Genomic DNA, 25,650 nt, shown 5'->3' with positions numbered 1-25,650 from the left:
TAATTTAAGGAGAATAACCCTCTAAGTTACGCAGATTTTAACCTTGCCATGAAATTGGTCGTCAAAGCTGGCATCACTTACTTATAGCCTGTCCGCGCAAATTTTAAATCGGAGCAATGACTATTACAAGGCGTTAGAGTGAACGCAAAAAGGCGATCGCGATATCAACGATTTGATAGACAAAAGTAATATCTGATTAATAACTAGCGCGGTGATATCCAGAGCAGTGATATCTAGAGTTACTAGCTTAAGCTATTTTTAATGATCAAAAATTTCAGAACTTGTGGCTAATTTATTCATTTGGAGAGAAGATTTTAACGAAAGCGTTGAAACGGATAAAGGATTAAAAAACCTAAGAAATGATATAACTGTTTTGATAGTATCTTAAGAACAAAAGTAACGGTTATAAATTTATTTTATTAATAAAAATTGTTATACTTCTAAATTTAATATTTAAAAGGACCGTAAGATTATACTGACGGTTCTTTTAAGCACTAAAATAAATAAAAATGGCAGATTTTTCAATACTGAGGACAATAACTTAAACGTTATTAATCATCGTATCAGGAGATAAAATTGCCGCCAGCTCTTCATCGCTTAATAGCTTTTCTTGTCTCACCAATTCAGCAACGCCTAAGCCGTTGAGCAAAGCATGACCTGCAATACGACTGGCATTGTCATAACCGATATGCGGCACTAAAGCCGTCACAATGCCGATGCTGTTGTCGACGTGCTGAGCGCAGCGAGCTTCATTGGCTGTAATGCCTTGAATGCAAAGCTCATCGAGCATTCGAATGGACTTTTCTAACATGCGAGCGTTATTTAATAGGTTATAGACAATCAACGGCTCCATAGCGTTAAGCTGCAACTGACCTGCTTCTGCTGCCATGGTCACGGTCATGTCCGTGCCCATGATTTGAAATGCCGTTTGGTTCATGGCTTCAGGAATGACAGGGTTCACTTTACCAGGCATAATCGATGATCCTGGTTGCATGGCGGGAAGGTTAATTTCACCCAAGCCCGTTCGTGGACCACTCGACAACAGTCGCAAATCATTGCTAAGCTTAGACAATTTAATGGCTAAGCGTTTAAGCGTTCCTGAAAAGGTCAAAAAAGCGCCCATATCAGAGCTTGCGGCTACTAAGTCTTGGGCAAGGCGCACGCGCAAGCCACTGATATCTGCCAGTTCATTAATAGCTAATTGAGCATAACCCTTAGGCGCATTAATCCCTGTACCAATAGCCGTTCCGCCTAAATTTACTTCACATAACTGTCGGCAGCTGTGATCAATACGAGCGGTTTCACCACCTAAGTCACTGGCAAAGGCATTAAACTCTTGACCTAAAGTCATCGGTACCGCATCTTGCATTTGGGTTCGACCCATTTTAAGAACGGTGCTAAATTCTTGACCTTTAGCCGCAAGGCTTTGTTGCAAGTTAGCTACGGCGTCTTTAAGCGGCTGAGCTGCAAATATAATGGCTAATCGTGCCGCCGTTGGATAAACGTCATTGGTGGACTGCGAGCGGTTGACGTCATTATTCGGGTGCAAGTGACTGTATTGACCGTACTTAAAGCCCATTTTTGCCAAGCCAAGGTTTGCAATCACTTCGTTAGCATTCATGTTGGTTGACGTGCCAGCGCCGCCTTGAATCAAGTCAACAATAAACTGCTCATGATGCTCGCCACGAATAAGATCCTTACAAGCCTCCGTAATGGCATTGACCTTTTCATTGCTCAGTAAGCCATGTTGATGATTGGCGCGAGCCGCCGCAAATTTGACCATGGCTAGCGCTTTAATCAACTCCGGAAAGTGACTGATGGGCACGCCTGTAATGTTAAAGTTTTGGTGAGCGCGCTGCGTTTGAATACCGTAAAGGGCAGTTGCAGGGACAGATTGAGCGCCAAGTAAATCTGTTTCAGTTCGAATGAGCGGCTGATCGTTGGTTGGTAGCATGGTAGTTTCCATAGTCTTAGGTCTTCTTAGTGTTAAGTTATTTGAAAAAAGTATAGTTTTCTTAGGTTTAAGCTATGAGCTTTGCTTTATCTCGTTATATTCACTTCCCAGTAAGTTATCGCTAAATACCGCGGATAATTCACGTTCGCTATCGGCATCAATATGATCATCGAACATCGTTTCTGCGCCGGCGTTCGGATCGTTATAAACCGCCACGTCCATTTCGTTTTCCATTTTTGCCACGATAACTGTCACTGCGGCATCACCACCAACGTTCACCGCAGTTCGAAGCATATCGAGGATCCGATCAACCCCCAAAATCAAACCAATACCTTCAATCGGCAGCCCCACTTGAGCAAATACCATAGAAAGCATAATCAGCCCCACCCCCGGAACGCCAGCCGTACCGATTGAGGCTAGCACTGACATCAAGATCACCGTCAAATAGCCGGCAATGCCTAAATCCACCCCGTATAAGTTAGCGATAAAAATGGTCGCTGTACCTTGCATGATGGCTGTGCCATCCATGTTGATGGTCGCGCCAAAGGGAATGGTAAATGATGCTACTGAATTATTGACGCCCATACGCTCCGTCACGGTACGTAAAGAAATGGGAATCGTCGCGTTTGAGCTTGAGGTGCTAAAAGCAAAAATCTGAACATCACGCATTTTGGCTAAAAACGTCGTTACCGATAATCCGGAAGTCAGCTTCAAGATCACCATCATCGTCACAAAAAAGTGGAAAATCAGCGCGCCCACCAATACGGCAACATAACCCAATAACGACCAAATCAAATCAAAACCCAGCTCAGACATGGCTTTGGCTAACAGGGCAAAGACGCCATAAGGTGCAAGGTTCATAATGATGGTCACCATTTTTAAGATGACTTCATTAATTAGCTCTAAACTTTGAACCAAACCTTTGGCAGGTTTACCAACCATCAAAATACTGATGCCAATTAACATCGCAAAAAAGATAATGGACAGCATATCGCCGTTTGCCATAGCGCTGATGGGGTTTGAAGGCACAATATTGGAGAACACATCAATGAGGGGCGGGGCAGACTCGGCTTCAAATACCGCTTTGGTTGCGATCTGCATGCCTTTACCAATGCCAAACATGGAACCGATACCAATAGCGGTCGTAATGGCAAGCGCTGTGGTGATCATGTAGATAAAAAAGGTTTTGCCGCCAATTCGACCCAGCAATCGAATATCACCAATACCGCAGACACCGCAAATCAAGGAGATCAGTACCAAAGGGACAACGAGCATTTTTAAAGAATTAACAAATAACTTACCCACAATGGCAAAAAAACCATTGGTCACATAGGTATTAATAAAACTGCCTTCAGCATTTAAGCTAAGATAATTTATCAATAAACCTACGATGATTCCCAGTATCATGGCAACAATAATCTTGCCCGTCAGCCCCATGTTTTTCCACATAAATTCCGTCCTTGGTTGTGACAATGTTAAGTTGGTGATAGTTCATCATTGAGCTTCTATGAAATAGCCGTTTTTGATCTCGCAGACAACAAATAATCCGTTTATGGTTGGCTGCTTGCATCAAAACATATAAAGCAAAGGCTTAAAGATAGGCAAATCAGCAAGGCTGTGAGCTCATAAGACCAAAGTATTTGCTTTGCGCTATTAAATAAAGTTTCATCATCGTAACTGAGAATAAGTAGCAAGAAAAACGTAAATAATCCGTTCTCAGCCCAAAAAAATTTTGGGCTAATCGACTAAGCTTGTCGTTAATTTTGTCTCGTAACTGTGTAAAACGAAAAAGGAGGGGGAAGGTGGGCTATTTTAGAAATAAGACGAAAGATCAGCTAGGCATTAAAAGCGCTGCCGAGAGTTATGACTTAAAGTAAAGCCAATAGCGGTATCTCACAACGATAACACCTGCTTTAACGCATTAATTTTGGGATGTTGGCGATCGACATAACGATAAGCAAGCACAATTTCACGAACCAAATCACGATTTCCTAAATGGTGAACTTGTACCGGTGCTGCCGTCCTAATCCAAAGTCCAGCATAGGGAATTAGGGCGACTCCTAATCCTGACTCGACCATCCTGACAATAGCATCAAGGTCATTGATCGCCATGATGGTATTGACTTTGATATTTTGCTGTTTTAGGAAGGTACTTAACTTTGTACTGGCGGAGGACTTTAAGGTGTAATGAATAAAAGGATGCTGTTCCAAAGTTTGTCTTAGGTTGTGAAATTCCCATTTTTTGGGGCTGATCAGCACATAAGGCTCAATCATAATGGATTCGATGACGATAGATTTAGGTAACGCAAAAGCCGGCTGCACCGTAATGGCAGCATCTATACTGCCTTCTTCTAGCTGCTTGAAAAACTCAGTTGACCGACCGGGAATAACTTCTGTGTGCATGAGCGGCGCTAAGGTTTTAATTGCTTTTAAAGCTTCAGGTAGAATACCGACTTGCACTGAATTGATAGCGCCAATTTTGAGCTGACCATAATAGCTTGCAATATCCGTATTTGAAGGCAATTGCATCGTCGCATAAAGCGCTAAAATTTCTTTGGCAATAGGCAGCACTCGGCTGCCTTGCTGATTGAGCGTGATGGCTCGAGCGGAGCGGGTAAATAAGGGTAATCCTAATGCATCTTCTAAGGTCTTTATTTGAGCGCTAACCGCAGACTGGGTAAGATTTATTTGTCTGGCTGCGGCAGCAAAACTGTCTAACTCGCAAACGGCTACAAAGGTTTTAAGTTCTCTAATCATTGATTTCACCACGATGGTCTAAGCAAGATAGCGATTGCCCATTGACTTGTTTTTTAAGCTTATGGCGATAAAGCTACGATGTCTTTGAATATATAGTAATTAATAAAAGCTCAAAAGCCTTAATAGATTGTGGTGTAAAAATAGGATTTTAGCTACCTTAAAGATAAGCTGATTGAGCGGTCTAAAGCGGTTAAGCGCATCATTAATAATAAAGAAAAACCTTTGAGCAGGCGAAGCGTTTTAAGAAGAGTAGGGCAGCTTAGTTTAGTTTAATGGGATAGGCGGCTTAGGGTTGGGCAAATTACCGAATGACTATATTTTTTTTGATTTTATTTGCATATTCTATCTGCACTTGCTGAGCTAGACAGATCTTGAGTCTATACCCTAGCCAGATAGGAACTCAAAAGGGCTTGAGCTATCGACCGTTAAAGCAGATATAGTGACAATGTTAGACCTATTCACATTATAAAAAACTATTAAAAATAATAACTTATCAAAGGATTCCAATGACTGATTTAATTATAAATAACGCCCGATTAATAGGCTATCATTATCCCGTGAATATTTACATCAAAAATGGGCACATTGAACGTATTGAAGTCCTTGAAGATCAAGATATTGATAATGAGCTTGATGCGTCTATAAGCCGTTATGATGCAAAAGGACATTTTGTATGTTCAGGATTTTTTGAAAGCCATATTCATCTTGATAAAGCTTGTATTTTGGATCGTTGTAACGTCAGTGAGGGTACATTTACGGAAGCTGCTGAAGAAACAGATAAAGCAAAAGAGGATTTTACGGAAGCAGATGTGTTTAATCGTGCCTCAAAAGTCATTGAAATGGCAATCAAGAAAGGTACAGTTGGCTTACGTACCTTTGTAGAAACGGACGAAAAAACAAAGCTGGAAGGCTTTAACGCGATAAAAAAAGCCCGCGCCAAATATGCCTTTGCTATTGATATTGAAATTTGTGCGTTTGCGCAATCAGGACTGACGACTAAACCTACAACCCAACAGCTGTTACAGCAAGCCCTAGAACAAGGGGCAGATCTCATAGGTGGCTGTCCCTATAAAGACGAAAACCCAGATCAGCATATTGAAATGATATTTGACATCGCTGAGAAGTTTGACGTTGACGTCGATTTTCATCTTGATTTTGACTTGGATCCGAAAAACTCAAGCATACCAAAACTTGTTGAAGAAACGATTAAACGCAATTATCAAGGTCGTGTTTCTATTGGTCACGTCACCAAGCTTTCGGCAATGGATAAAATGAAGCGCGGTGAGATGGCAGGATTGCTTAAAAGCGCCAATATTACTTTGACGGTGCTGCCTGCTACTGACATCTACATAAATGGCAGTGATTATGAAGCCTTGATTCCAAGAGGTACTGTCAATGCCAATCAATTTGCAGAGCTTGGCATTAATACGACCATATCGAGCAATAACATCTTAAATGCTTTCACGCCCTACGGTGATGCCTCCTTGATCAGAATGGCAAATATGTATGCCAATCTGGCACAGTTATCTTCAGATGACGAAATAAGTGACGCTTTTGATATGATCACTGTAAACCCTGCTAAATTATTAGCAATAAATAGCTTGATTGAAGTTGGTGCCTCGGCGACTTTAGTCGTCCTAGAAGCTGAAAATGCAGTTGAAGCCATTCGCTCAAATGCCCAAGCATTAGCTGGCTTTAAAAATGGAATTCAAACCTTTAATAACCAAGCGGCTGAGATTTACTTTAACTAATTAAAAAACTTAGTAAATATCATACCTTGAACTTATTAAGGCTTTAGCGACGGTTTAGGTTAGGCTGCTCTAGCATTGAGGGAAATATAGCTTAAACGGCTTCGATAGGTTCACGTCCCATAGAATATCTAGGTTTATGCTATTCTGGGTTTATGATATGTTGGTACTTTGAATGCAATTATAAAGAGATGATCAATTTTAAATGATGACTGCTTAAAATATGAAAAAAGGCGCTTTTATGATTAAGAAGCGCCTTATTAAACCGTTTTTAAATACTAGATAACTTAAATGATTTCATCATTTCTAAGCGTAAGAACCTCATAGCCATCCGAGGGAGCCTTTCCTAAAAAGTGTGTAACTGCTTATAATCCCCTAACAGGAGAATAAGCAATGACTAAGCAAACTGACATTAAGAAACTAGCCGAGCAAATGGCTGGTAGTATGAAAAGCTTCGATGACATCAAAGACTTTCAGAAGCAGCTCATGCAATCCTTTATCGATACTGCCCTAGAAGCTGAGATGGAAGAGCATCTTGGCTATCCTAAGCATGAGAAAGCAGACAAGCCTAATAAGCGCAATGGACACACTAAAAAGACTGTCCGCAGTGATAGCGGCGATCTTGAGATCTCTACCCCAAGAGACCGTGATAGCAGCTTTGAGCCTGTACTCGTCAGTAAGCATCAAACCCGTATTAGTGGCCTTGATGATAAAATCATATTCTTTTATGCCAAAGGTCAAACCACCACCGAGATTGTAGAGAGCATTAAAGAGCTCTACGACGTAGATATCTCAAGCTCTCTTGTCTCAAGAGTCACTGACAATATCTTAGACGACATCACCGCTTGGCAGAACCGGCCGTTAAGCAGTGTTTATCCTATTGTCTATCTAGACTGCATTGTCGTCAAAGTACGCCAAGACAAGCAGATTATCAACAAAGCTATCTATCTGGCGCTAGGTGTGGGACTTGATGGTAAAAAAGAGCTGCTGGGTATGTGGTTATCAGAGAATGAAGGCGCTAAGTTCTGGCTAGGCGTTCTCACTGAACTACAAAACCGCGGGGTACAAGACATCCTCATTGCCTGTGTTGATGGCTTAAAGGGCTTTCCTGATGCCATCAATACGGTTTATCCCAATGCTCAGGTTCAGCTGTGTATCGTACACATGGTGCGCTACTCGATGAAATTTGTACCCTGGACGGATAAAAAAGCAGTAGCCGCCGATTTAAAGGCCATCTACGGCGCTGATACGCTTGAGATAGCAGAGGCTAACCTTGAGCACTTTGATGAGACTTGGGGCAAAGAGTACCCACATGTGGTCAAGTCTTGGCGTAATAACTGGGAGGGCTTAACGGTATTCTTCGAGTACCCTAAAGACATCAGAAAAGTCATATATACCACCAATGCTATTGAGTCGCTAAACAGTGTGATTCGGACAGCGGTGAATAAGCGTAAGGTGTTCCCGTCTGATCAGGCTGCATTTAAAGTGGTGTACTTAGCCACCCAGCAGGCATCCAAAAAATGGTCGATGCCAATCCGTAACTGGACGTCTGCTTTGAATCGCTTTATGATTATGTTTGATGACCGTATTAGTAAGCATTTAATCTAAATGGCAGTTACACAGAATTCGGGATGGGCTCAGCCATTGATAACCAACTAACTAGCCGACTAACAACAAGATAAAAATACCCTATATTTGACGGCGATAGCCTATCCTGCCATCAATCAGTTTCACCTCAATCCCCTATCTTTGGCTCTTGATTTTGATCTTTTTCTTTGGCTTTCTACCTATAATTCGGGCTGAAACTTGTTTTAACTTGGTTCGCTAAGCTTGTCTTTGCTTGGTTTTACTTATTTTTACTTGGATTTGCTTGTTTTTACTTGGTTGAAAACTCTATATGCTAAGTACCTGAGAGAAGTTGGAGACCCAAATGATAATTACTGTTTCTCATCATCTTAAATAATCTAAACAGCTTTTAATCGGGCGCTTTTTAAGCTTTGAAGCATCCGTTTTTAGTCGATTAACTATCTTAAAATCCTATCCTTTTTGAGATTGACCCGTTGGGCTAAGGAATATTTACGCTAGGGTTATCGCTTTTCTTAAATCTATAGAATTAAAATATTAATCTTTAAGCCATAATCTGCTATACTACTACAATGTAGTATATGGAATCGTTTATGTTTACCGTTGTTGAAACACCGCTCTATATCAAAATGGTTGATAGCCTATTAACCAAAAAAGAACAGGGCGAACTGCATAGCTTGATTAGCCATAATCCTGAGATTGGTGATGTCGTTCCTAAAAGCGGTGGTGTTCGTAAGGTTCGTTTTGCTCGGCAGGGTACTGGTAAAAGTGGCGGCGTCAGAGCGATTTACTACAATCGACTACAAAGTGGTGAAATCTTTATGCTCTTGATCTATGCCAAAGCCAAAACCGAAAACATTCCGGCTCATATGCTTAAAGATTTGATAAAGGAGTTAGAGACATGGCAATAAAGACGATGAATGACTTAGACAATATTGACTTGGCTGATCACGAATTTACAGGGGATGAGCTAGGGGCTTTGTTGCTTGAAAGCATCAGACAGGCTAAGGCGGGGCAAGGCGTGGTACGTGAGCAAACTGCTTTGAATGAAGCTGTTGAAGCCAGACAAAATGTAGGGCTGTCACAACAAGAATTTGCTGAAATTCTTGGGGTATCAGTTCGCACATTACAAGCTTGGGAGCAAGGCAAACGCAATCCGTCAAAGGCGGCTAGCGTTCTACTGAAAATTGCGAAAGTCGAGCCTAAAGTGTTGTTGCGCGTGGCTCATTAAGATGGTTTTTCAGCATAGCTTAGATGGCTTAGGTAGGTTGGCTTCCCTAGTGAGGACTTGAATATTAAGCTATCCTCTATGTCCTATTCTCAATTGAGTTTTTATGTCTAATATACTAAGTAATGAACCTATAATACAATACGAACCACAGAGCCTACGTCCAATAGTAGCTACTATTGGAGTACTTTTTAAAGATGGAAAGGTGCTTTTAGTACGCCGTGCTAACCCACCCGATGCAGGTCGATGGGGTTTTCCCGGTGGTAAAATTGAACGTGGGGAAACTGTTAAAGATGCTGCCGTTCGTGAACTTTATGAAGAGACAAGCATTGTATCAAAAGCCTTTAAGACATTTAACGCTGTAGACGCGTTTGACTTTGATAGTAGTGGTAAGCTTCGTCACCATTTTGTTCTTGTAGCCGTACTTTGTATTTGGGTTTCTGGTGATCCTCTAGCAGGTGATGACGCCCTAGAAGCTAGATTTTTCGATACTGAAGATTTGATCAATGCAGATTTAGCCCTTAGCTTAGATGTTAAAGAAATAGCATTACAAGCAGCTGAGTTACTCTAAAAAGTAAGAAAGTTAGCTGACGCTCAACTTTATAATCGCCAGTATAGTCATCTTAGGGGCGGTACTGGTATTTATCTTAAATAAAAAAACAGTGTAAACAAAAAACCAAATATCACTCAATCATTTAGGCTATAAGGATGTAGCAAATCACGAAAAAGACTGAAATAATTACCTTGGTAAACTCTAACCACAACACGAAATTACATTTGAGCATGTATCATATTGCTCAGTATAACAACTCACATTCACTTACCAAATTGAGGAATATCGTTTATGAAAAAATTACTTGCTGTTGCTCCTTTTACCGTTTTGTTAGCCGCTTGTGCAACCAACGCTCCGACCACCACCGCCCCAACCACTGCTGCCAAACCAGTCGTTCAGTCATTTACCTGTGAAGACAACGGCATGATTACTGCCGCCTATGCAGCGGAGGGTCAAGCGGCCAACCTAAACATCACCTTGCCAAAAGTAGGTCTACAAGACGCAAAAATCACGCTAGAGCAAGCAGTATCAGGCTCTGGCGTACGTTATGTAAACAATGTAAACCCAAAGACCACCTATGACTGGCATACCAAAGCAGACTTTGGCATTATGACCATCACCTCAGATAATGGTCAACAGTATCAAGTAAACTGCCAACTATAGTTATTGACTATAAATAATGTATTGACACCCCACTCTCAACTTGAAATAAGCAAATCAAACTGAAGAGGCGGATTACCAAGTTTTTTGTTGAGTACAAAGCACATAATGCTTTTCTAAAGCAACTAATGATAATTACCTTAAACCCAAGGAGTAAATTATGAAAACTTTAACAACTACGATATCGGCTTTCGCGGTCTCAGCCGCATTATTAAGCTCAGGCTCAGCACTCGCTTATTCAGAACAAGTTATGGATCCTGCAGAAAGCTATGATTCAGCTGTCAAAGTTCGCCAAGTAAACTATTCGTGCCAGAATAACAAAAAAGTAAGTGTTACTTATGGTTTTAATAAACAAAACTTACCAACGTACGCTGAAGCCTATCTAAATGGTAAAAAAAGATTTTTACCAATTAATTTAGGTCGCTCCGATGTAGTTGATACTGTATTTGGTGATGAAGACAATTTCAGCATTATGAGCGGTGCCTTAAGGCTAAACAACTACCATAAATCAAGCGTTAATATTCAAGATGCAGGAAGCAAAATTTTATACAAAGGCTGTAATACGAAATCGGTCAAAAAAATTAAAGGTTAATATCAGCCTTATTAGACCATGTCCTCAAACCTATACCCCAAAAGAACCACTAAATCCGGCTCAAAATTAGCTATTAGAACTATCTAAATCAGACTGATATAATGAAACCACTTATAACAGTCTGAGAGCCTTTTATGTTTATCCGAGCCTACCTTCGCGCCTCCACCAAACAGCAGAACGCCAGCCGCGCTAAAGCTGAACTTGATCAATTTGCCAAAGATCATGGTCAAAAGATCGCCGCCTACTACATCGAAAACGAATCCGGCGCAACGCTTGCACGGCCTCAGCTCATGCAGCTGATTGAGGATGCTTCTGACGGTGATATTATCCTTGTTGAACAAATTGACCGCCTAGCGCGATTAAATCAGGACGATTGGAACACCTTAAAGCAAAAACTTTCTGATAAGAAGCTCGCTATCGTCTCAAAAGAGCTTCCCACCTCATTCCTCGCCTTTCAAGCTGACCACAGCACCGAATTTATGGCGAGTATCCTTCAAGCCATCAACGCCATGCTGCTTGACATGCTTGCCGCCATTGCCCGAAAAGACTACGAAGACCGCCGTCACCGCCAAATGCAAGGCATTGCCAAAGCCAAACTTGACGGCAAATACAAAGGTCGTGGCAAAGACCTTAACAAGCGCAAAGTCATCGCTAGCTTACTCAAATCCGGTCACAGCTACAGCGACATCCAAAAAACCGCCAACTGCTCACGGCATCTTATTGCTGCCGTTTCTAAAGAACTTGATAGACCGAATCTATCCTAATTCATCTGGTTTTTGAACCAACTCTCTGTAGCAAATATCAACACTCTTATTCTTATAGCAAGTTAGGAAAGGGTAGCTATCTAAGTCATCAATATTCAATATGATTTTAGGGAATCGTGAGTTACGATAGTAGAGCTTAGCAGGCATCTTATTTAGCTTATGTACTACGTTTGACTTTTCTGCATTTTCGTGAAGCTCATAAGTTTTACCCTCGAACGATAAGTCTCTATATATATTGCCATGAATAGCTTCAGTAGAAATTAAGCAGACTCCTCGTTTAATCATTTTGTCTGCTTGAAATAAGTAACATCCGCCAGCTTCGTCATCATACACATAAGCATTACCCACAGTAGCTATCATTAGTCCAGCTACAGCGCCAATCAATTTAACAAATTTCACCGAAAATCCTTCTCAAAGTATTAATATTACAAAGCCTTAGCACCACATTTGAGTTAAATTACCTAAGCTGCTTGAGAATCTTGCGGCTTTGATCAAGATCATCACAGATATCATTCTTAAGCACCTCATCATCTAGCCCTTCTAAAGTCTTTAGCCACCCCTCATTGGCTTGAATTGACGCTTTAACAACCTCAGCTAACTGAGTCTTATCCATAGAAGTAAGCTTAGCTAAAACATCACCATCTTTTGAGTTACCCATAGGTAAATCCTTTTTTATAGCAATGCTAATGCCCTGTAATTGATAGTTTACTAAAGTTCATCAAATTATAATATCTACTTATAATTATTTTTTAAAATTATTTATATTTTTAGATAACACTTTGTTCTAGCCCTAATTTAGCCCCTAATAGCCCCTCTACAGCGTTTTAAACCTCTTTTGGTATCAACATAGCTAAAAGGACTTATCCACAGCTTAAAACGGCAAATTTGAGCCGCGCGGAATATTTTTTCTTTTTTATTAAACAGTGTTGTTCTTAATCCTTTTTTTCTTCACTTTTGTTGCGTTTTTTGCTGCTTCGTTTTTTCCGATGTGTCCTGTTGGATTTGTGTCGCTTTTGAGATTCTGTCTCTTCAATCGCGTTTGAATGGCTTTGATTTTTGAATTTTCCCTTTTTTGTTTTTAAATACTTTTAAATACTTTTCCGTACCGCGCAACGCACGTAAATAAAGGGCTGGCGCTTCCATATAACAACCTTTGGTAGGTTATATAACAACCTTTGGTAGGTTATATAACAACCTTTGGTAGGTTATATAACAACCTTTGGTAGGTTATATAACAACCTTTGGTAGGAATTTAACAACTTTTAATATATAGTTGTTAAATGAATATTCTTAGAGGTTCCTATGAAAAAGTTAGTAGTTAAGGACAATGCTCTTATTAACGCAAGTTATAGCCTGACCCTAGCAGAACAGCGTTTAATCCTTCTTGCGATTCTTGAGGCTCGACATCACTCCAATGAAAATAACTTTAATGAACCTTTATTTGTTTCAGCCGCTAGTTATGCTGAAAGCTTTGAAGTGGAGGCAAATGCGGCTTATAAGTCACTTAAAAAGGCTTCTAGCGACTTGTTAGAACGTAGATTTACTTATGGGGAAACGATAGATGGCAAAATAGTTAAATCGACAACGCGGTGGGTTAGTGAGGTTGGCTATGCCGTTAATGACGCATTTGTCAAAATTCGTTTTGCTCAAGCTGTTATCCCATTGATTACCGAGCTTGAGCGACAATTTACGAGCTATGAACTTTCTCAAGTCGCAGAGTTAACCAGCAGTTATGCTGTCCGGCTCTATGAAATACTCATTGCTTGGCGCTCCACTAAGAAAGTACCAAGGATAGAAATTCAGGATTTAAGAGACAGAATTGGCGTTTTGGATGATGAATATCCACTCATGGAACGATTTAAAGCTAAAGTTTTACTGCCTGCATTAGAACAAATTAATAAACATACCGATATTATCGCAAGCTACGATCAACATAAAACTGGTCGTAAAATTACTGCTATTTCCTTCAGTTTTAAATTTAAAGAGAACAAAGAAAAAACCGTGACCGCTGACGCTTTCATCAAACTCTCACCCCAGCAAATCTCCATGTTTAGCAATAAGCTAGCTCAGCTTCCAGAGCTTGGCAGCCAAGCCCCTGTTGGCGCATCTACCGCAGAGTATGCCGATATCATTGCTGCCAACTTAAATGATAAGAATATGCAGTCTTATTACACTCCACTGCTTGCCAAAGTTGGCTATAAACCGTCGAAGAAGCGTTAATGTTATGTGTTTTCAATAAATCACTAGCTATTCACTAGGAATTCGCTAGTTATTCACTAGCTCCGAACTAGCTATTTACAACATCGGAACTAGTGATTTACTAGCAATTTGCTAGTAAATAACAACAAAAATGCTAGAAATCTATGAAAAATAGCTTTGAACCCCAAAATCGCTAGCTATTTACAACAAAAACACTAGTAAATCACTAGGAATTTGCTAGCTATTCACTAGCTTCAAATTAGGTATTTACTAGCTCTGTACTAGGTATTTACAACAAATTTGCTAGCAATTTACTAGACAATCGCTACCTCAAAAAACGTCAGCTTTTGCTGACAGTCAGCGTCTTCGAAAAGAAAAAGGTGTGAATATTTTCCTTGGTACAGACTCTGATGACGGCTCTTTGGGAGCGTTAGGTCGATTCATCTTATCTTGCGCGACCTTGATCGCCGCCGTGACTTTTTCCTGATTTTTAGCAAAGCTTTGCTTATAAGTTTCGATTAATTCCACCCTAATGCCGCGCTCCTCAAGTTCACTAAAAACGTTGTGGTACATGATTGTCGTTTGAGATTGTAAGTCTTGATAAACCTCAATATCATCAGCGCGTGCAAAATTTAAGTTCTCAGCCATCACACCTTGCAACTCGTCTAAGCACTTGCTAAAACGTACGCTCAAATCCAAGCTTTCTTGGGTCACATCAAGATTTTTTGTTGCCTCAAGCTGACCTATAACCACCTCATACTGACCATACAACCTTGAAACACAACCTTGGGTATGGGGGGAGCGAAGCTTTATAAGCATTTTTTTCAAAGGTAATGGCTCATCTTTTTGGTAAAGACGGTGCGATTGAGGGTCAAGCAGCAGCTGAACGATTGCCTCATGCCTAGGATTTAATAGCGTCTTAAAGACTGTTTCGTAATTTGGTAAATACCGCAACCCCTCAATGCCTTGCAATATAAAGGTTTGCCGTAATGTAAATCGTGGAAAATCAGGGTCAGAGTGATTAAAATGATTAACGTAAATGGTCGCCGCCTCTTCAATTTTTGATCGGCGATTTTCTTCTAAAAGCCGTTCTTGATCACGCTTTTGAGCCTCCAGCTGAGCTTGTTTGGCATTTTCAGCAGCAATGGCCGCAAGCTTTTCTTGTTCTTCTTGTCTCTCCCTTTGAGCTTGCTGCTCTTTTATTTTTTGCTTAGCAGCTTCTTGAGCCAAGCGTTCTTGTTCTTGTCGCTCATTTTCAGCCGCCTCCTGCTCTACCAAGCGTTTTTTCTCGCCTTCCTCTTCAATCCTGCGCTGAGCTGCCGCTTCTTCTGCCAAGCGTTTTTTCTCGTTTTCCTCAGCAAGCCGTTGCTGCTCGGCAGCTTTTGCAGCTAAGTGCTCCTGCTCATCATTGAGCATTTTTGAAACCTCTAAAGAATCTACTTCACGCTCTGCCGACAGCCACGCCTTTCTTTCTTTGCCATACTCTGTATATTCAAGTTTAATCAGATCATGTTTCATCCTTGCAATATGAAAGCTGCAGCCCTTGAGATCGATCCCTAAGTTTTTATAAGACTTCATCGTAATCCGGCTGTCGCTTCCTGCCATTTTTAAATGCCCATTGCACAAATCCTCCCAGCGCCCTCTAAGCCCATAAAGATCCTCTTGGCGCTCACTAAATAATTTCTGCACATTCGCTTTTTTAGCACCGCCGCGCTCAGGGTTTTTAGCGTTATAGCGCTTAAAATACTGATCCGGATCACGCGCTATCCCATCAATTAAGCGCTCACTGAACATCAAATGGCAATGCGGCTGATCCTTACCATCGCTTGCTGGCGGATTATGAATGGCATATTGATAAGCATGATTATCACCAAGCTCTTGCTTAATCCAAGCCTCAACCAGTGCTTGGCGCTGATCGGGCGTCAGCTCCCTTGGCAGTGCAATCACATGCTCACGATATGTCGTGCCATTTTTACGCTCATAAATATCCGACATTTGCCAAAAAAAGTTGGGATCATGAGCCGCCCACTTTGGCATATTCCCTGAGCCAATGCACTCAACCTCCTCCATACCAAGACCACATTTTTGGTATTTGCCTTCACGAAAAATGTATTTAGCATGCGGCGCAGCTTTGCCTTTTTTGCCAACACGAACATTTAATCTGCCAATTGCCATTTGCGCCTCACAATTTTTTTTCGGGGGGTGTCGGGGGGTCTCCCTCGACTGGGGTTCGTAAAGGGGCAACGCCCCTTACCACGCTAGTTTCTAATCCATGACGGAGGAATGGATTAGAAACTACTAAGCGTGCCTTCCCTTTTGGGAAGGTTGGGATCCGTTCTATAATCGCCATCAACAGGGTAGCATACTATGATACAATCAGCCAAAAAATGGCGGGGGAGGGGTCGTAATGGCTATCGATGAAAAGCAGTTGATCACGCTAGTTAAGCGCTTTAAGAACTACGAACACCCAAGTGATGCGCAAAAGCTGCTGGTGATTTTAGGTGAAAAGCCGAATCGCTCGGATAAAGACAATCGAGTTTTAGAGAAGTTGATAAAAGCTGAAAACCGATTTATTAGAACCAAACGTGCTGAATTAAAAGTTCAAAATTTGTTGGCTAAAGAAAATGACAATCAGCGTAAGCTTGTGACCCGAAAAAAGATCATTTGGGGTGCGGCGCTAAGATCAGCAGCACTTGCTAATAATGCTGAAGCGGTGGCTGTGGCAAAGTATCTGGTTAAGTCAGGGTTTATTTCACCAAGAGATTTTGAGGTGATTGCCAAGGATTTTGAGGCGATTCAAGCGTTGCCTGAAAACAAAGCTCACTCGATAGATCTTTATAAGTCACCAAGTCAGCCAGAGTTTAGAACTCCTTTTAACTTAAGCCGCGCAATGAAAAGTTCAAAGTGATTAGCAGTAAAGTTTTATTATTAAGATGTCTGCAATGGATCTAAATGTCTCTGTAGAGCCTTTTGAGGCATTTTAGTAGGATTGAATGGTTATTTATAGTTAAAGGCGCTTGCTGGTCATTTTAGAGGCTTTTAGAGCCATAACTGACTTGTAGCTTGTAATGAAATTAAAATCGCGCGGAAAATTTTTCATAATTTTAATGTTACTTTGAGAGATATTTCTTAGTTTTTATCTAAAAAAACAAATTTTTAAGTCCTAGAAGTGAATAAAATCTGAAGTTATCCACAGATTTTTGAAATTTGCCCTTTTTTTATTATTTTTATATATAGTTTTTAAATAGTTTTTAGGTAGCGCGCAAGCCTTTGTATTTAAAGGTTTCGGCGATTAGAAAGGGACGGAATGACGCACAGTAAGGGACGGAATGACGCGCGAGAAAGGGACGAATTGACGCACTAGATAGGGACGTAATGACGCACAACTATGAGCGTATTTAAATCACTCATAGTTAAGTAGGAGTTTTTTTACAAATGTCCTTTTATCGCTATAGATAAATAAGGTAAGTAAGAATATAATCTTAGAAGAGGACTTTTTATTCATAAGTCCTCTTCTAAGATTATATTTTGAGGCCTTGCTGATGGAAGAAAGTAAAAGCCTAGTGACGATGTCAAATAGTATGGCTCGGGCATCTTATAGGCTCGGCGTCAATGAGATTCGACTGCTCTTGGTTGCGATGGCGCAAATGCCAAAAGGGGATAGTGATGAAGTCATTAACCCTATGAAACCGTATTACATCACCAAAGATGATTTTGTGAGGCTGGGCGTTGAGCCTAAAAATGTGGCTCGCGAAATTCGGGCAGCATGTAGTGATTTGCTCGATCGGAAGATTTTTATTAATACGCCGATTGGTGTTCTTGGAACGCATTGGGTTCATAACATTTTGCACTTTAAAAGCGAGGTGTTTGAGGAGCTCAAACGCCAATATCCTGACTCAAAATATGATGAAGACTTTCTTCAGCAGCTTAAAATGCATAATCTGCTTGATAGTCTGCCCGTGATTGCGAGTAGTGATGAGAACGTCATAGCTCGCGTGGTGTTTCATCCTGACATTATTCCGTATATCAGTCAGTTAAAGCAGCAATTTACCAAGCTCAACTTAAACGATTTGGCAGGATTCAACAGTTTTTATGGCTTTAGAATTTATATTTTGATGATGCAGTTTGCTAAAACAGGCTACGTTTCAATTAGGCTTGATGAATTTCGAGAGATTCTTGGATTAACGGACAAATACGACGCTGTAAAGGATCTTAAAAAGCGTGTGCTAGATACCGCCATTAAAGAAATTGATGAAAAATCGCCTTATAACGTCAACTATGAGCTTAGCGATAAAAATGGACGTTCGGGCAGAGGGATCAAACTCACCCATTTACAGATTAGATTTAAACCAAAAGCGAAGACTGTCAGCAAACCTATTAAAAAAGCGCCGAGCCGAGATCCGAACACCATCGATATGTTTACAGGGCAAACGGCAAATGAAGCCAAGAAGCCTTTGACAGATAAGCAGCTTGCAAGAATCGTTCATAGTAAAAAATTCATGCAGGACTATGGACATCGGGTTACAGCGCAAAACCCAGCAAACCAGTCCTCAAAAGCTTGGATTGCTCATATGACAGATTGGCTTAAAAAAGACCCTGAAACCTTTAATAAGCGATCTATGAAAGAGTATTTAGATGATGAGCAGGCGGATCGTTTCTAATTGATTTCTTCCAGAATGATCAGATCTAACGTCAGTATATGTCGCTTAAAATATCGTTATTATTGTTTGGATGGATTAGCTTTGTCATAATGCCAAAGCAATTATATAAGCGCTCCTTTTACCTTGCACCTTAGGAAGTACCATGACCCACCTGCCTACCGAAACCCTATTTGACGAAACTGAAACAGCAAATAGCAAACAAATTGCTATTTTGAAGAAGCACTTTCCTCAATGTTTCGATAAGAACGGTCACTTTCAGCCTGAAAAGATGATGGAAGTCGTAAAAGCCAATGACGTAGAGATCGTTAAGGAGTCTTATAGTATGAATTGGCTTGGTAAAGCCTATGCTAGGCTGTTAACCAACTTACCTCCTCAAAAGCTACTAAAACCTGATACAACGCATAACAAGAGCTTAGAGAACAGTAATAGCGGTAATGTACTGATTAAAGGCGATAATCTTGAAGTGCTCAAGCATCTGGTGAATGGTTACCGTGAAAAAATTAAAATGATATATATTGACCCTCCTTACAATACGGGGTCAGATGGTTTTGTCTATCAAGATGACTTCAAGTTCACAGTAGATGATTTGAGCCGATTAGCAGGCATCGATAAAGCCGAAGCGGAACGAATCCTTAGTTTTAACGCTAAAGGCTCGAATAGTCATAGCGCTTGGCTCACCTTTATGTATCCAAGGCTATATATTGCTCGTGAACTCATGCGCGAAGATGGCGCGATCTTTATTAGTATCGATGATAATGAGCAAGCACAATTAAAGCTGTTATGTGATGAGGTATTTGGAGAAGAAAACTTTATGGCTGATATTATTTGGCAAAAAAAGTATGCAGCCACGAATGATGCTAAAGGCTTTTCTACGACACATGATTATGTCCTTTGCTACCAAAAAAGCAGTGTATTTAAGAGAAACCTTTTGCCTAGAACAGAAGAGCAGAATAAGCCTTATAAACATGATGATAAAGACGGTAAGGGCTTATGGAGGTCTGATAACTTATTGGTTAAGTCTTATTCTGAGTCGGGCGTATATCCAATAAAAAATCCTAATACAGGTGAGGATTTTTACCCATCTAAAGGAAGTAGTTGGCGTGCTAGCCAAGAAACTATGACTAAATGGCTTGCAGAAAATCGTATATATTTTGGCAAAGATGGTGAAGGAGCGCCGCAATTAAAACGCTATCTTGAAGAAGTGCAACAAGGTAGAGTACCTACGACATGGTGGAACTATCAAGAAGCTGGCCATAATGATGCTGCAAATAAAGAATTAAGAGCCCTTTTCGGTGCTAAAACGCCTTTTGATACCCCTAAACCTACATCATTGATAAAACCAATGGTACATATAGCAACGGGCAAAGAGGATTTTATCTTAGATTTCTTTGTGGGTAGTGGGACTACCGCGGATGCAGTTATGCAGCTTAATATTGAAGATAAAGGAAGTCGTAAATTTATTTGCGTGCAATTAGATGAGCTAACTTATGAAATTGACCAAAAAACGGGCAATAAAATAGCCAGCAAAAGCTCTAAGGATGCTTTCGATATTGGTTATCATTCTATCTTTGACATCACCAAAGCCCGTATCACCAAAGCTGCGCAAAAAATCGCTAAAGAAAACCCTGATTACCAAGGCGACTTAGGCTTTAAAGTCTTTGAGACCATAGATGACTTCCGTCCTAGCGTAGATGATGAATTGCAAGTGAGTAATGAAAGCCTGTTCGACGATATGGTATTAAGTGACGAGCAGTATCAAGCGCTGCTAACGACATGGATGCTTTACGATAATAACGAGCTAACCGCGGACATTGAAAGTATAGACTTGCAGGGATATAACGCCCATCTGGTGAATAAAAATCTATATCTTATCACCTCTGACTTTGGCACTCAAAGTTTGAAGCGCTTGTTAGATAAGTTAGATGAGGATAAAATTTTTGCACCAGATAGAATCATAGTCAATGGCTACAACTTCGATACCGCTATACAGATGGAGTTAAATGAAGCCATCAGAAGCTATCAAAACAAAAAGAAGATCACAATCAATATTATTGTTAGATACTAAATTTTTGATAGCGGTTTTCTTTTTTAACTTTATACATGAGAGCGACTATGGCAGGTTTTAACTTCGAACCCAATCTACCTCATCAAGAAAAGGCGATTACTGCGCTAGTAAAGTCATTTTTGAATGTAGAGTTTCATCCTTCAAGCGATCAGAGCATCAACCCATATGTCAATCCTAAAATCAGCTTTAACGCTAGCGTATTAGCTAATGATATCAAGCAAACTCAACAAGAGAACGGTATATTTGGCACAGACAAGTACAGTGATGAACTTGTGTTTGATATATCAATGGAGACAGGAACAGGTAAGACTTACACTTATACGAAAACGATATATGAGCTCAACAAAATATATGGGCTTTTTAAGTTTATCGTTGTCGTGCCCACTCTCTCTATTAAAGCTGGTACGGTCAATTTCTTAAAAAGTGACGCTTTGCGTGAGCACTTTCGCCATGATTTTCAAGGTGAATATCACGATAAGCAAATTGTCACGTATGTGGTTGAAAGCAAAAAAAGTAAGAAAGGTAAAAGATCGTATATGCCAGAGTCTGTGACTCAGTTTGTCAATGCCAGTCACGGTGATAGGAGTAAAATTCATATTTTAGTGATTAACCAAGGCATGATTAACTCACCTACTATTCAAGAAGAAAGATTTGATCGCGCATTGCTTGGTGAGAAATATGATCGGGCCATCGATGCGCTAGCAGGGGTCAATCCTGTCGTTATCATAGACGAGCCACATAAGTTTCCACAAACGGGTAAAACTTGGAAAAGCATATCAAACTTAGAAGCACAGTTCACGCTACGCTATGGTGCAACTTTCAACGATGAATATAAAAACCTCATTTACCATCTAACAGCTGTTGATGCCTTTAACCAAGATTTGGTTAAAGGCGTTACTGCATATGTTGAAACCTTATCAGGTAATGACAACGCTAAGCTCACTTTAAAATCGTTAAATGGTAAAGAAGCCGAATTTGAGCTTAGCGAAAATGGTACTAAGACTCGCCATATACTTGGTAATAATGATTCACTTTCAAGTATCCATTCAGCGATACATAGTTTAAATATCGAAAAATTAAATAAAACTACTTTGGTGCTTAGTAACGGTATTGAGCTTAAAAAAGACGAGAGTATTAATCCTTACTCTTATCATGAGACACTTCAAGACAGTATGATTCAAAAGGCTATCAAAGAGCACTTTAAACTAGAGCGAGAGCTGCTTACTCGTAGTCCGCGTATCAAACCATTAACATTGTTCTTTATCGATGATATCGAGGGCTATAGAGACGGTAATGAGCTCGCTGGCAGTTTAAAAACACGATTTGAGACTTGGGTACTAGCAACAGCTAAGTCCTATCTTGCTAAAGAAACAGATCCATTTTATAAACAGTATTTACAGCGTACTATTAAAGACATCAGTCTGACCCATGGCGGTTATTTTTCAAAAGATAATACGGGTAATGATGAAAAGATTGAAGCTGAGATTAACGAAATTTTGCACGATAAAGAAAGCTTATTATCACTAGATAATCCTAGACGCTTTATTTTCTCTAAGTGGACACTACGCGAAGGGTGGGATAATCCAAACGTCTTTCAAATCTGCAAGCTACGCTCAAGTGGTAGTACGACCTCTAAACTACAGGAGGTAGGACGCGGCTTGCGATTGCCTGTCAATGAGCACATGGCAAGAGAGAAGACTGATGATTTTCGTTTAAACTATTATGTAGACTTCACGGAAAAAGATTTCGTAGAGGAGCTGACACAAGAAATTAATCAGACCTCTACATCAGAGATAGTGCCAGAAGAGCTGAGCAACGAGCTAGTTGAGCAAATCAAAAACCACTATGAAGTAAGCAAAAGAGAACTCAGCAATCAACTATATGACCAAAACTTAATTGATGATGACGAGAAGTTCTTAGAAGGTGGTTATCAAGCACTTAAAGACCTCTACCCTGCTGCCTTTGGTACAGCACTTAAAAAAGGCAAGATTGAGAACAAGTCTAAACAGAACTCAAAATCTACAACCAAAGTTAGAATCGGCAAATATGAAGAACTTAAGGAGTTATGGGAGCTGATCAACCAGCGTGCTATTTTGGAATACCAGTTTGAAGATGAGAGCAACTTCTACGAAAATCTGCTTATGGACTATCTGAAGCAAGAGATTGCTGCTGATAACTTCAGTAAGACGGGACTCATAACAAAGGTATCGAAGCTTCATATCCATAACAATCAAGCTGGTTATCAGAGTGTATATGATGATAAGGAAGACTTCGCAAAACTCAGCACCATGAGTTACGGTAGTTTTTTACGTCAGCTATCTGAAAAAACATACATAAAACTGCCAACCTTACATAAAGCGTTCGTTAGTCTCAAACATCTAAAAGATAAGGGTGAACAGGGTCTAGATATTAATGACTACTTAAATATCCAAACTATCCGTAAGTTTGCTGACGGGATAAAGCTATACCTGTTCCAAAATGCTATGCAGAAGTTTGAGATAGGCTATAACATCATATCTAATCAGGTACACCCAACCAGCTATACGGATTCAACTGGCTTACCTTTACTTGAGTTAAAATCAGGTCAGCTAGGCGTTAATTATGATGAAGGTAAGCCTAGCGATGATTTTCTTTTTGAAGATATTTTCTATGATTCGCCGTTAGAAAAACAGAATATTAAAGAGCAGATAAAGCATGTGACAGTGTTTAGTAAGATCCCTCGCAATTCAATTAGAATACCAATAGCTGGGGGCGGCACTTACTCACCTGATTTTGCTTATGTTGTTGAAACTGATAAAGGTCAGATACTTAATTTAATCATTGAAACTAAAGATACTAAATCATCTGATAACCTGAGAGCAGAGGAAAATCGCAAGATAAAGCACGCCGAGCGCTTATTCAATCAGATGCAGTCAGAAGGGCTTAGCGTGAGTTTTAATACCCAGTTTCAAGATGATTTAGTGAAGGATGTTATTAAGAAGGCATTAGAAAATAATAGCTAATAAACTATCGGTTTGCTTAGTCATTGCTTATTCTCCGGTTAAGGGATTATAAGCAGTTACACAAAGTTTAGGAAAGGCTCCAGAATTTTATTGAAAATATGGCTACTTCTTACAAAGATGTCATGTATCGCTCATATTTTAAAAAGGTTATGGGGCTAATTTAACAACCGCCATACTTGGCGGTTGTTTTTTTATTGATTTCAATGCCCTGACATATGTGACATGGTATTAAGTAAAATCACGCCTAGCAAAATTAATCCAATACTAATAATTCCCATTAAATCGGCTTTTTGACCAAAAAACATGATGCTAACCAAAGATGTCAAAATCAATCCGACCCCTGCCCAAATAGCATATGCCGTACCTAACGGCAAGGTTTTAAGTGCCAATGATAAGCAATAAAATGACACGATAAACCCAACTGCAACCCCAACAGTTGGCAAAGGCTTAGAAAAACCCTCACTCAATTTTAACATTGATGATGCAAAAACTTCGCTCAAAACTGCCCCTGCCAAAAATAACCAATGTACTTGCATATTTATTGCCTTGTATTATAGAAAGTTTAATGATTATAGCTAATTACGAATTAAAGCATAATCTTGTTTTTGAGCCTTTCCTAAAAAGTGTGTAACTGCTTATAATCCCCTAACAGGAGAATAAGCAATGACTAAGCAAACTGACATTAAGAAACTAGCCGAGCAAATGGCTGGTAGTATGAAAAGCTTCGATGACATCAAAGACTTTCAGAAGCAGCTCATGCAATCCTTTATCGATACTGCCCTAGAAGCTGAGATGGAAGAGCATCTTGGCTATCCTAAGCATGAGAAAGCAGACAAGCCTAATAAGCGCAATGGACACACTAAAAAGACTGTCCGCAGTGATAGCGGCGATCTTGAGATCTCTACCCCAAGAGACCGTGATAGCAGCTTTGAGCCTGTACTCGTCAGTAAGCATCAAACCCGTATTAGTGGCCTTGATGATAAAATCATATTCTTTTATGCCAAAGGTCAAACCACCACCGAGATTGTAGAGAGCATTAAAGAGCTCTACGACGTAGATATCTCAAGCTCTCTTGTCTCAAGAGTCACTGACAATATCTTAGACGACATCACCGCTTGGCAGAACCGGCCGTTAAGCAGTGTTTATCCTATTGTCTATCTAGACTGCATTGTCGTCAAAGTACGCCAAGACAAGCAGATTATCAACAAAGCTATCTATCTGGCGCTAGGTGTGGGACTTGATGGTAAAAAAGAGCTGCTGGGTATGTGGTTATCAGAGAATGAAGGCGCTAAGTTCTGGCTAGGCGTTCTCACTGAACTACAAAACCGCGGGGTACAAGACATCCTCATTGCCTGTGTTGATGGCTTAAAGGGCTTTCCTGATGCCATCAATACGGTTTATCCCAATGCTCAGGTTCAGCTGTGTATCGTACACATGGTGCGCTACTCGATGAAATTTGTACCCTGGACGGATAAAAAAGCAGTAGCCGCCGATTTAAAGGCCATCTACGGCGCTGATACGCTTGAGATAGCAGAGGCTAACCTTGAGCACTTTGATGAGACTTGGGGCAAAGAGTACCCACATGTGGTCAAGTCTTGGCGTAATAACTGGGAGGGCTTAACGGTATTCTTCGAGTACCCTAAAGACATCAGAAAAGTCATATATACCACCAATGCTATTGAGTCGCTAAACAGTGTGATTCGGACAGCGGTGAATAAGCGTAAGGTGTTCCCGTCTGATCAGGCTGCATTTAAAGTGGTGTACTTAGCCACCCAGCAGGCATCCAAAAAATGGTCGATGCCAATCCGTAACTGGACGTCTGCTTTGAATCGCTTTATGATTATGTTTGATGACCGTATTAGTAAGCATTTAATCTAAATGGC

21 protein-coding genes are annotated in these 25,650 nt (G+C 40.3%); 14 read left to right on the top strand and 7 right to left on the bottom strand.

All coding sequences use genetic code 11. The features are described 5' to 3' along the window. Window positions 1–541 precede the first annotated feature (541 nt). The 3 genes from HF322_RS03500 to HF322_RS03490 all read right to left on the bottom strand — a co-directional run bounded on the left by HF322_RS03500 (window position 542) and on the right by HF322_RS03490 (window position 4,711). Window positions 542–1,966 carry an aspartate ammonia-lyase gene (locus tag HF322_RS03500; protein ID WP_258192780.1) on the bottom strand — a complete coding sequence of 475 codons (1,425 nt, stop codon included), beginning with the start codon at window positions 1,964–1,966 and terminating at the stop codon, window positions 542–544. Window positions 1,967–2,026: 60 nt separating this feature from the next. Further along, window positions 2,027–3,403, bottom strand: a complete 1,377-nt coding sequence (locus HF322_RS03495) for a dicarboxylate/amino acid:cation symporter (protein WP_169392028.1) — start codon at window positions 3,401–3,403, stop codon at window positions 2,027–2,029. Between the two features lie 444 nt (window positions 3,404–3,847). Then, window positions 3,848–4,711 (bottom strand): LysR substrate-binding domain-containing protein, encoded by an 864-nt coding sequence (locus tag HF322_RS03490; RefSeq protein ID WP_169392027.1) that lies wholly within the window; start codon window positions 4,709–4,711, stop codon window positions 3,848–3,850. A gap of 506 nt (window positions 4,712–5,217) precedes the next feature. On the opposite strand from HF322_RS03490, the gene HF322_RS03485 reads away from it, so the two are divergent. From HF322_RS03485 to HF322_RS03450, 8 genes are all read left to right on the top strand, one after another. Next, the gene (locus HF322_RS03485) at window positions 5,218–6,462 is read left to right on the top strand and encodes an amidohydrolase family protein (protein ID WP_169392026.1); all 1,245 of its coding nucleotides are present in this window, start codon (window positions 5,218–5,220) and stop codon (window positions 6,460–6,462) included. Window positions 6,463–6,852: 390 nt separating this feature from the next. After that, window positions 6,853–8,067, top strand: a complete 1,215-nt coding sequence (locus HF322_RS03480; protein WP_169392014.1) for an IS256 family transposase — start codon at window positions 6,853–6,855, stop codon at window positions 8,065–8,067. 569 nt (window positions 8,068–8,636) lie between these two features. Beyond that, complete coding sequence (locus tag HF322_RS03475) at window positions 8,637–8,954, top strand: type II toxin-antitoxin system RelE/ParE family toxin (RefSeq protein WP_169392025.1); 318 nt, start codon at window positions 8,637–8,639, stop codon at window positions 8,952–8,954. Further along, on the top strand, window positions 8,945–9,274 hold the full coding sequence (locus HF322_RS03470; RefSeq protein WP_169392024.1) for a DNA-binding transcriptional regulator: 330 nt from the start codon (window positions 8,945–8,947) through the stop codon (window positions 9,272–9,274). The genes HF322_RS03475 and HF322_RS03470 overlap by 10 nt, the downstream gene beginning before the upstream one ends. A 103-nt stretch (window positions 9,275–9,377) precedes the next feature. Continuing rightward, window positions 9,378–9,842, top strand: a complete 465-nt coding sequence (locus tag HF322_RS03465; protein WP_169392023.1) for an NUDIX hydrolase — start codon at window positions 9,378–9,380, stop codon at window positions 9,840–9,842. A gap of 273 nt (window positions 9,843–10,115) precedes the next feature. Beyond that, entirely contained in the window at window positions 10,116–10,487 is a 372-nt protein-coding gene (locus HF322_RS03460) for an MliC family protein (protein WP_169392022.1), read from the top strand. Window positions 10,488–10,644: 157 nt separating this feature from the next. Then, window positions 10,645–11,076: a hypothetical protein gene (locus HF322_RS03455; protein ID WP_005180630.1), complete on the top strand. Its 432-nt coding sequence runs from the start codon at window positions 10,645–10,647 to the stop codon at window positions 11,074–11,076. A 134-nt stretch (window positions 11,077–11,210) separates the two neighbouring features. Beyond that, complete coding sequence (locus HF322_RS03450) at window positions 11,211–11,840, top strand: recombinase family protein (protein ID WP_169392021.1); 630 nt, start codon at window positions 11,211–11,213, stop codon at window positions 11,838–11,840. Here HF322_RS03450 and HF322_RS03445 read toward each other — a convergent pair. Further along, on the bottom strand, window positions 11,832–12,239 hold the full coding sequence (locus HF322_RS03445) for a hypothetical protein (protein WP_169392020.1): 408 nt from the start codon (window positions 12,237–12,239) through the stop codon (window positions 11,832–11,834). The two genes, HF322_RS03450 and HF322_RS03445, sit on opposite strands and share 9 nt — an antisense overlap. A 58-nt stretch (window positions 12,240–12,297) precedes the next feature. After that, on the bottom strand, window positions 12,298–12,498 hold the full coding sequence (locus HF322_RS03440; protein WP_169392019.1) for a hypothetical protein: 201 nt from the start codon (window positions 12,496–12,498) through the stop codon (window positions 12,298–12,300). A 644-nt stretch (window positions 12,499–13,142) separates the two neighbouring features. Here HF322_RS03440 and repM point away from each other — a divergent pair. Next, window positions 13,143–14,060 (top strand): replication initiation protein RepM, encoded by a 918-nt coding sequence (gene repM, locus HF322_RS03435; protein ID WP_169392018.1) that lies wholly within the window; start codon window positions 13,143–13,145, stop codon window positions 14,058–14,060. Between the two features lie 336 nt (window positions 14,061–14,396). Here repM and HF322_RS03430 read toward each other — a convergent pair whose 3' ends face one another. Continuing rightward, window positions 14,397–16,214 carry a MobA/MobL family protein gene (locus HF322_RS03430; RefSeq protein WP_169392017.1) on the bottom strand — a complete coding sequence of 606 codons (1,818 nt, stop codon included), beginning with the start codon at window positions 16,212–16,214 and terminating at the stop codon, window positions 14,397–14,399. A 232-nt stretch (window positions 16,215–16,446) separates the two neighbouring features. On the opposite strand from HF322_RS03430, the gene HF322_RS03425 reads away from it, so the two are divergent. The 4 genes from HF322_RS03425 (at window position 16,447) to HF322_RS03410 (ending at window position 23,767) form a co-directional block, all read left to right on the top strand. Beyond that, a complete protein-coding gene (locus HF322_RS03425; RefSeq protein WP_169392016.1) occupies window positions 16,447–16,947 on the top strand; it encodes a hypothetical protein in 501 nt (166 codons plus the stop codon). 634 nt (window positions 16,948–17,581) lie between these two features. Beyond that, on the top strand, window positions 17,582–18,700 hold the full coding sequence (locus HF322_RS03420) for a replication initiation protein (protein ID WP_223193154.1): 1,119 nt from the start codon (window positions 17,582–17,584) through the stop codon (window positions 18,698–18,700). 142 nt (window positions 18,701–18,842) lie between these two features. Then, window positions 18,843–20,765: a site-specific DNA-methyltransferase gene (locus tag HF322_RS03415; RefSeq protein WP_188211217.1), complete on the top strand. Its 1,923-nt coding sequence runs from the start codon at window positions 18,843–18,845 to the stop codon at window positions 20,763–20,765. Window positions 20,766–20,812: 47 nt separating this feature from the next. Beyond that, window positions 20,813–23,767, top strand: a complete 2,955-nt coding sequence (locus HF322_RS03410) for a type III restriction-modification system endonuclease (protein WP_169392015.1) — start codon at window positions 20,813–20,815, stop codon at window positions 23,765–23,767. Between the two features lie 200 nt (window positions 23,768–23,967). Here HF322_RS03410 and HF322_RS03405 read toward each other — a convergent pair whose 3' ends face one another. After that, the gene (locus tag HF322_RS03405; RefSeq protein WP_060994924.1) at window positions 23,968–24,303 is read right to left on the bottom strand and encodes a multidrug efflux SMR transporter; all 336 of its coding nucleotides are present in this window, start codon (window positions 24,301–24,303) and stop codon (window positions 23,968–23,970) included. A gap of 127 nt (window positions 24,304–24,430) precedes the next feature. Between HF322_RS03405 and HF322_RS03400 the strand changes: the two genes are divergently transcribed. Then, window positions 24,431–25,645: an IS256 family transposase gene (locus tag HF322_RS03400; protein ID WP_169392014.1), complete on the top strand. Its 1,215-nt coding sequence runs from the start codon at window positions 24,431–24,433 to the stop codon at window positions 25,643–25,645. The last annotated feature ends 5 nt before the right edge of the window (window positions 25,646–25,650 follow it).

Origin of the sequence: Psychrobacter sp. MF31, from assembly GCF_012847335.1 — a bacterium.
In the GTDB taxonomy this organism is placed as follows: Bacteria; Pseudomonadota; Gammaproteobacteria; order Pseudomonadales; family Moraxellaceae; genus Psychrobacter.
This window is presented reverse-complemented; position numbering and strand designations above follow the sequence as displayed.

Bases quoted from the DNA above. Each gene is read 5' to 3' on its own strand.
- HF322_RS03500 (WP_258192780.1), bottom strand. From the start codon at position 1,966: ATGGAAACTACCATGCTACCAACCAACGATCAGCCGCTCATTCGAACT.
- HF322_RS03410 (WP_169392015.1), top strand. From the start codon at position 20,813: ATGGCAGGTTTTAACTTCGAACCCAATCTACCTCATCAAGAAAAGGCG.
- HF322_RS03440 (WP_169392019.1), bottom strand. From the start codon at position 12,498: ATGGGTAACTCAAAAGATGGTGATGTTTTAGCTAAGCTTACTTCTATG.
- HF322_RS03450 (WP_169392021.1), top strand. From the start codon at position 11,211: ATGTTTATCCGAGCCTACCTTCGCGCCTCCACCAAACAGCAGAACGCC.
- HF322_RS03420 (WP_223193154.1), top strand. From the start codon at position 17,582: ATGGAAGAAAGTAAAAGCCTAGTGACGATGTCAAATAGTATGGCTCGG.
- HF322_RS03495 (WP_169392028.1), bottom strand. From the start codon at position 3,403: ATGTGGAAAAACATGGGGCTGACGGGCAAGATTATTGTTGCCATGATA.
- repM (WP_169392018.1), top strand. From the start codon at position 13,143: ATGAAAAAGTTAGTAGTTAAGGACAATGCTCTTATTAACGCAAGTTAT.
- HF322_RS03470 (WP_169392024.1), top strand. From the start codon at position 8,945: ATGGCAATAAAGACGATGAATGACTTAGACAATATTGACTTGGCTGAT.
- HF322_RS03460 (WP_169392022.1), top strand. From the start codon at position 10,116: ATGAAAAAATTACTTGCTGTTGCTCCTTTTACCGTTTTGTTAGCCGCT.
- HF322_RS03485 (WP_169392026.1), top strand. From the start codon at position 5,218: ATGACTGATTTAATTATAAATAACGCCCGATTAATAGGCTATCATTAT.
- HF322_RS03415 (WP_188211217.1), top strand. From the start codon at position 18,843: ATGACCCACCTGCCTACCGAAACCCTATTTGACGAAACTGAAACAGCA.
- HF322_RS03490 (WP_169392027.1), bottom strand. From the start codon at position 4,711: ATGATTAGAGAACTTAAAACCTTTGTAGCCGTTTGCGAGTTAGACAGT.
- HF322_RS03475 (WP_169392025.1), top strand. From the start codon at position 8,637: ATGTTTACCGTTGTTGAAACACCGCTCTATATCAAAATGGTTGATAGC.
- HF322_RS03400 (WP_169392014.1), top strand. From the start codon at position 24,431: ATGACTAAGCAAACTGACATTAAGAAACTAGCCGAGCAAATGGCTGGT.
- HF322_RS03480 (WP_169392014.1), top strand. From the start codon at position 6,853: ATGACTAAGCAAACTGACATTAAGAAACTAGCCGAGCAAATGGCTGGT.
- HF322_RS03425 (WP_169392016.1), top strand. From the start codon at position 16,447: ATGGCTATCGATGAAAAGCAGTTGATCACGCTAGTTAAGCGCTTTAAG.
- HF322_RS03465 (WP_169392023.1), top strand. From the start codon at position 9,378: ATGTCTAATATACTAAGTAATGAACCTATAATACAATACGAACCACAG.
- HF322_RS03430 (WP_169392017.1), bottom strand. From the start codon at position 16,214: ATGGCAATTGGCAGATTAAATGTTCGTGTTGGCAAAAAAGGCAAAGCT.
- HF322_RS03455 (WP_005180630.1), top strand. From the start codon at position 10,645: ATGAAAACTTTAACAACTACGATATCGGCTTTCGCGGTCTCAGCCGCA.
- HF322_RS03405 (WP_060994924.1), bottom strand. From the start codon at position 24,303: ATGCAAGTACATTGGTTATTTTTGGCAGGGGCAGTTTTGAGCGAAGTT.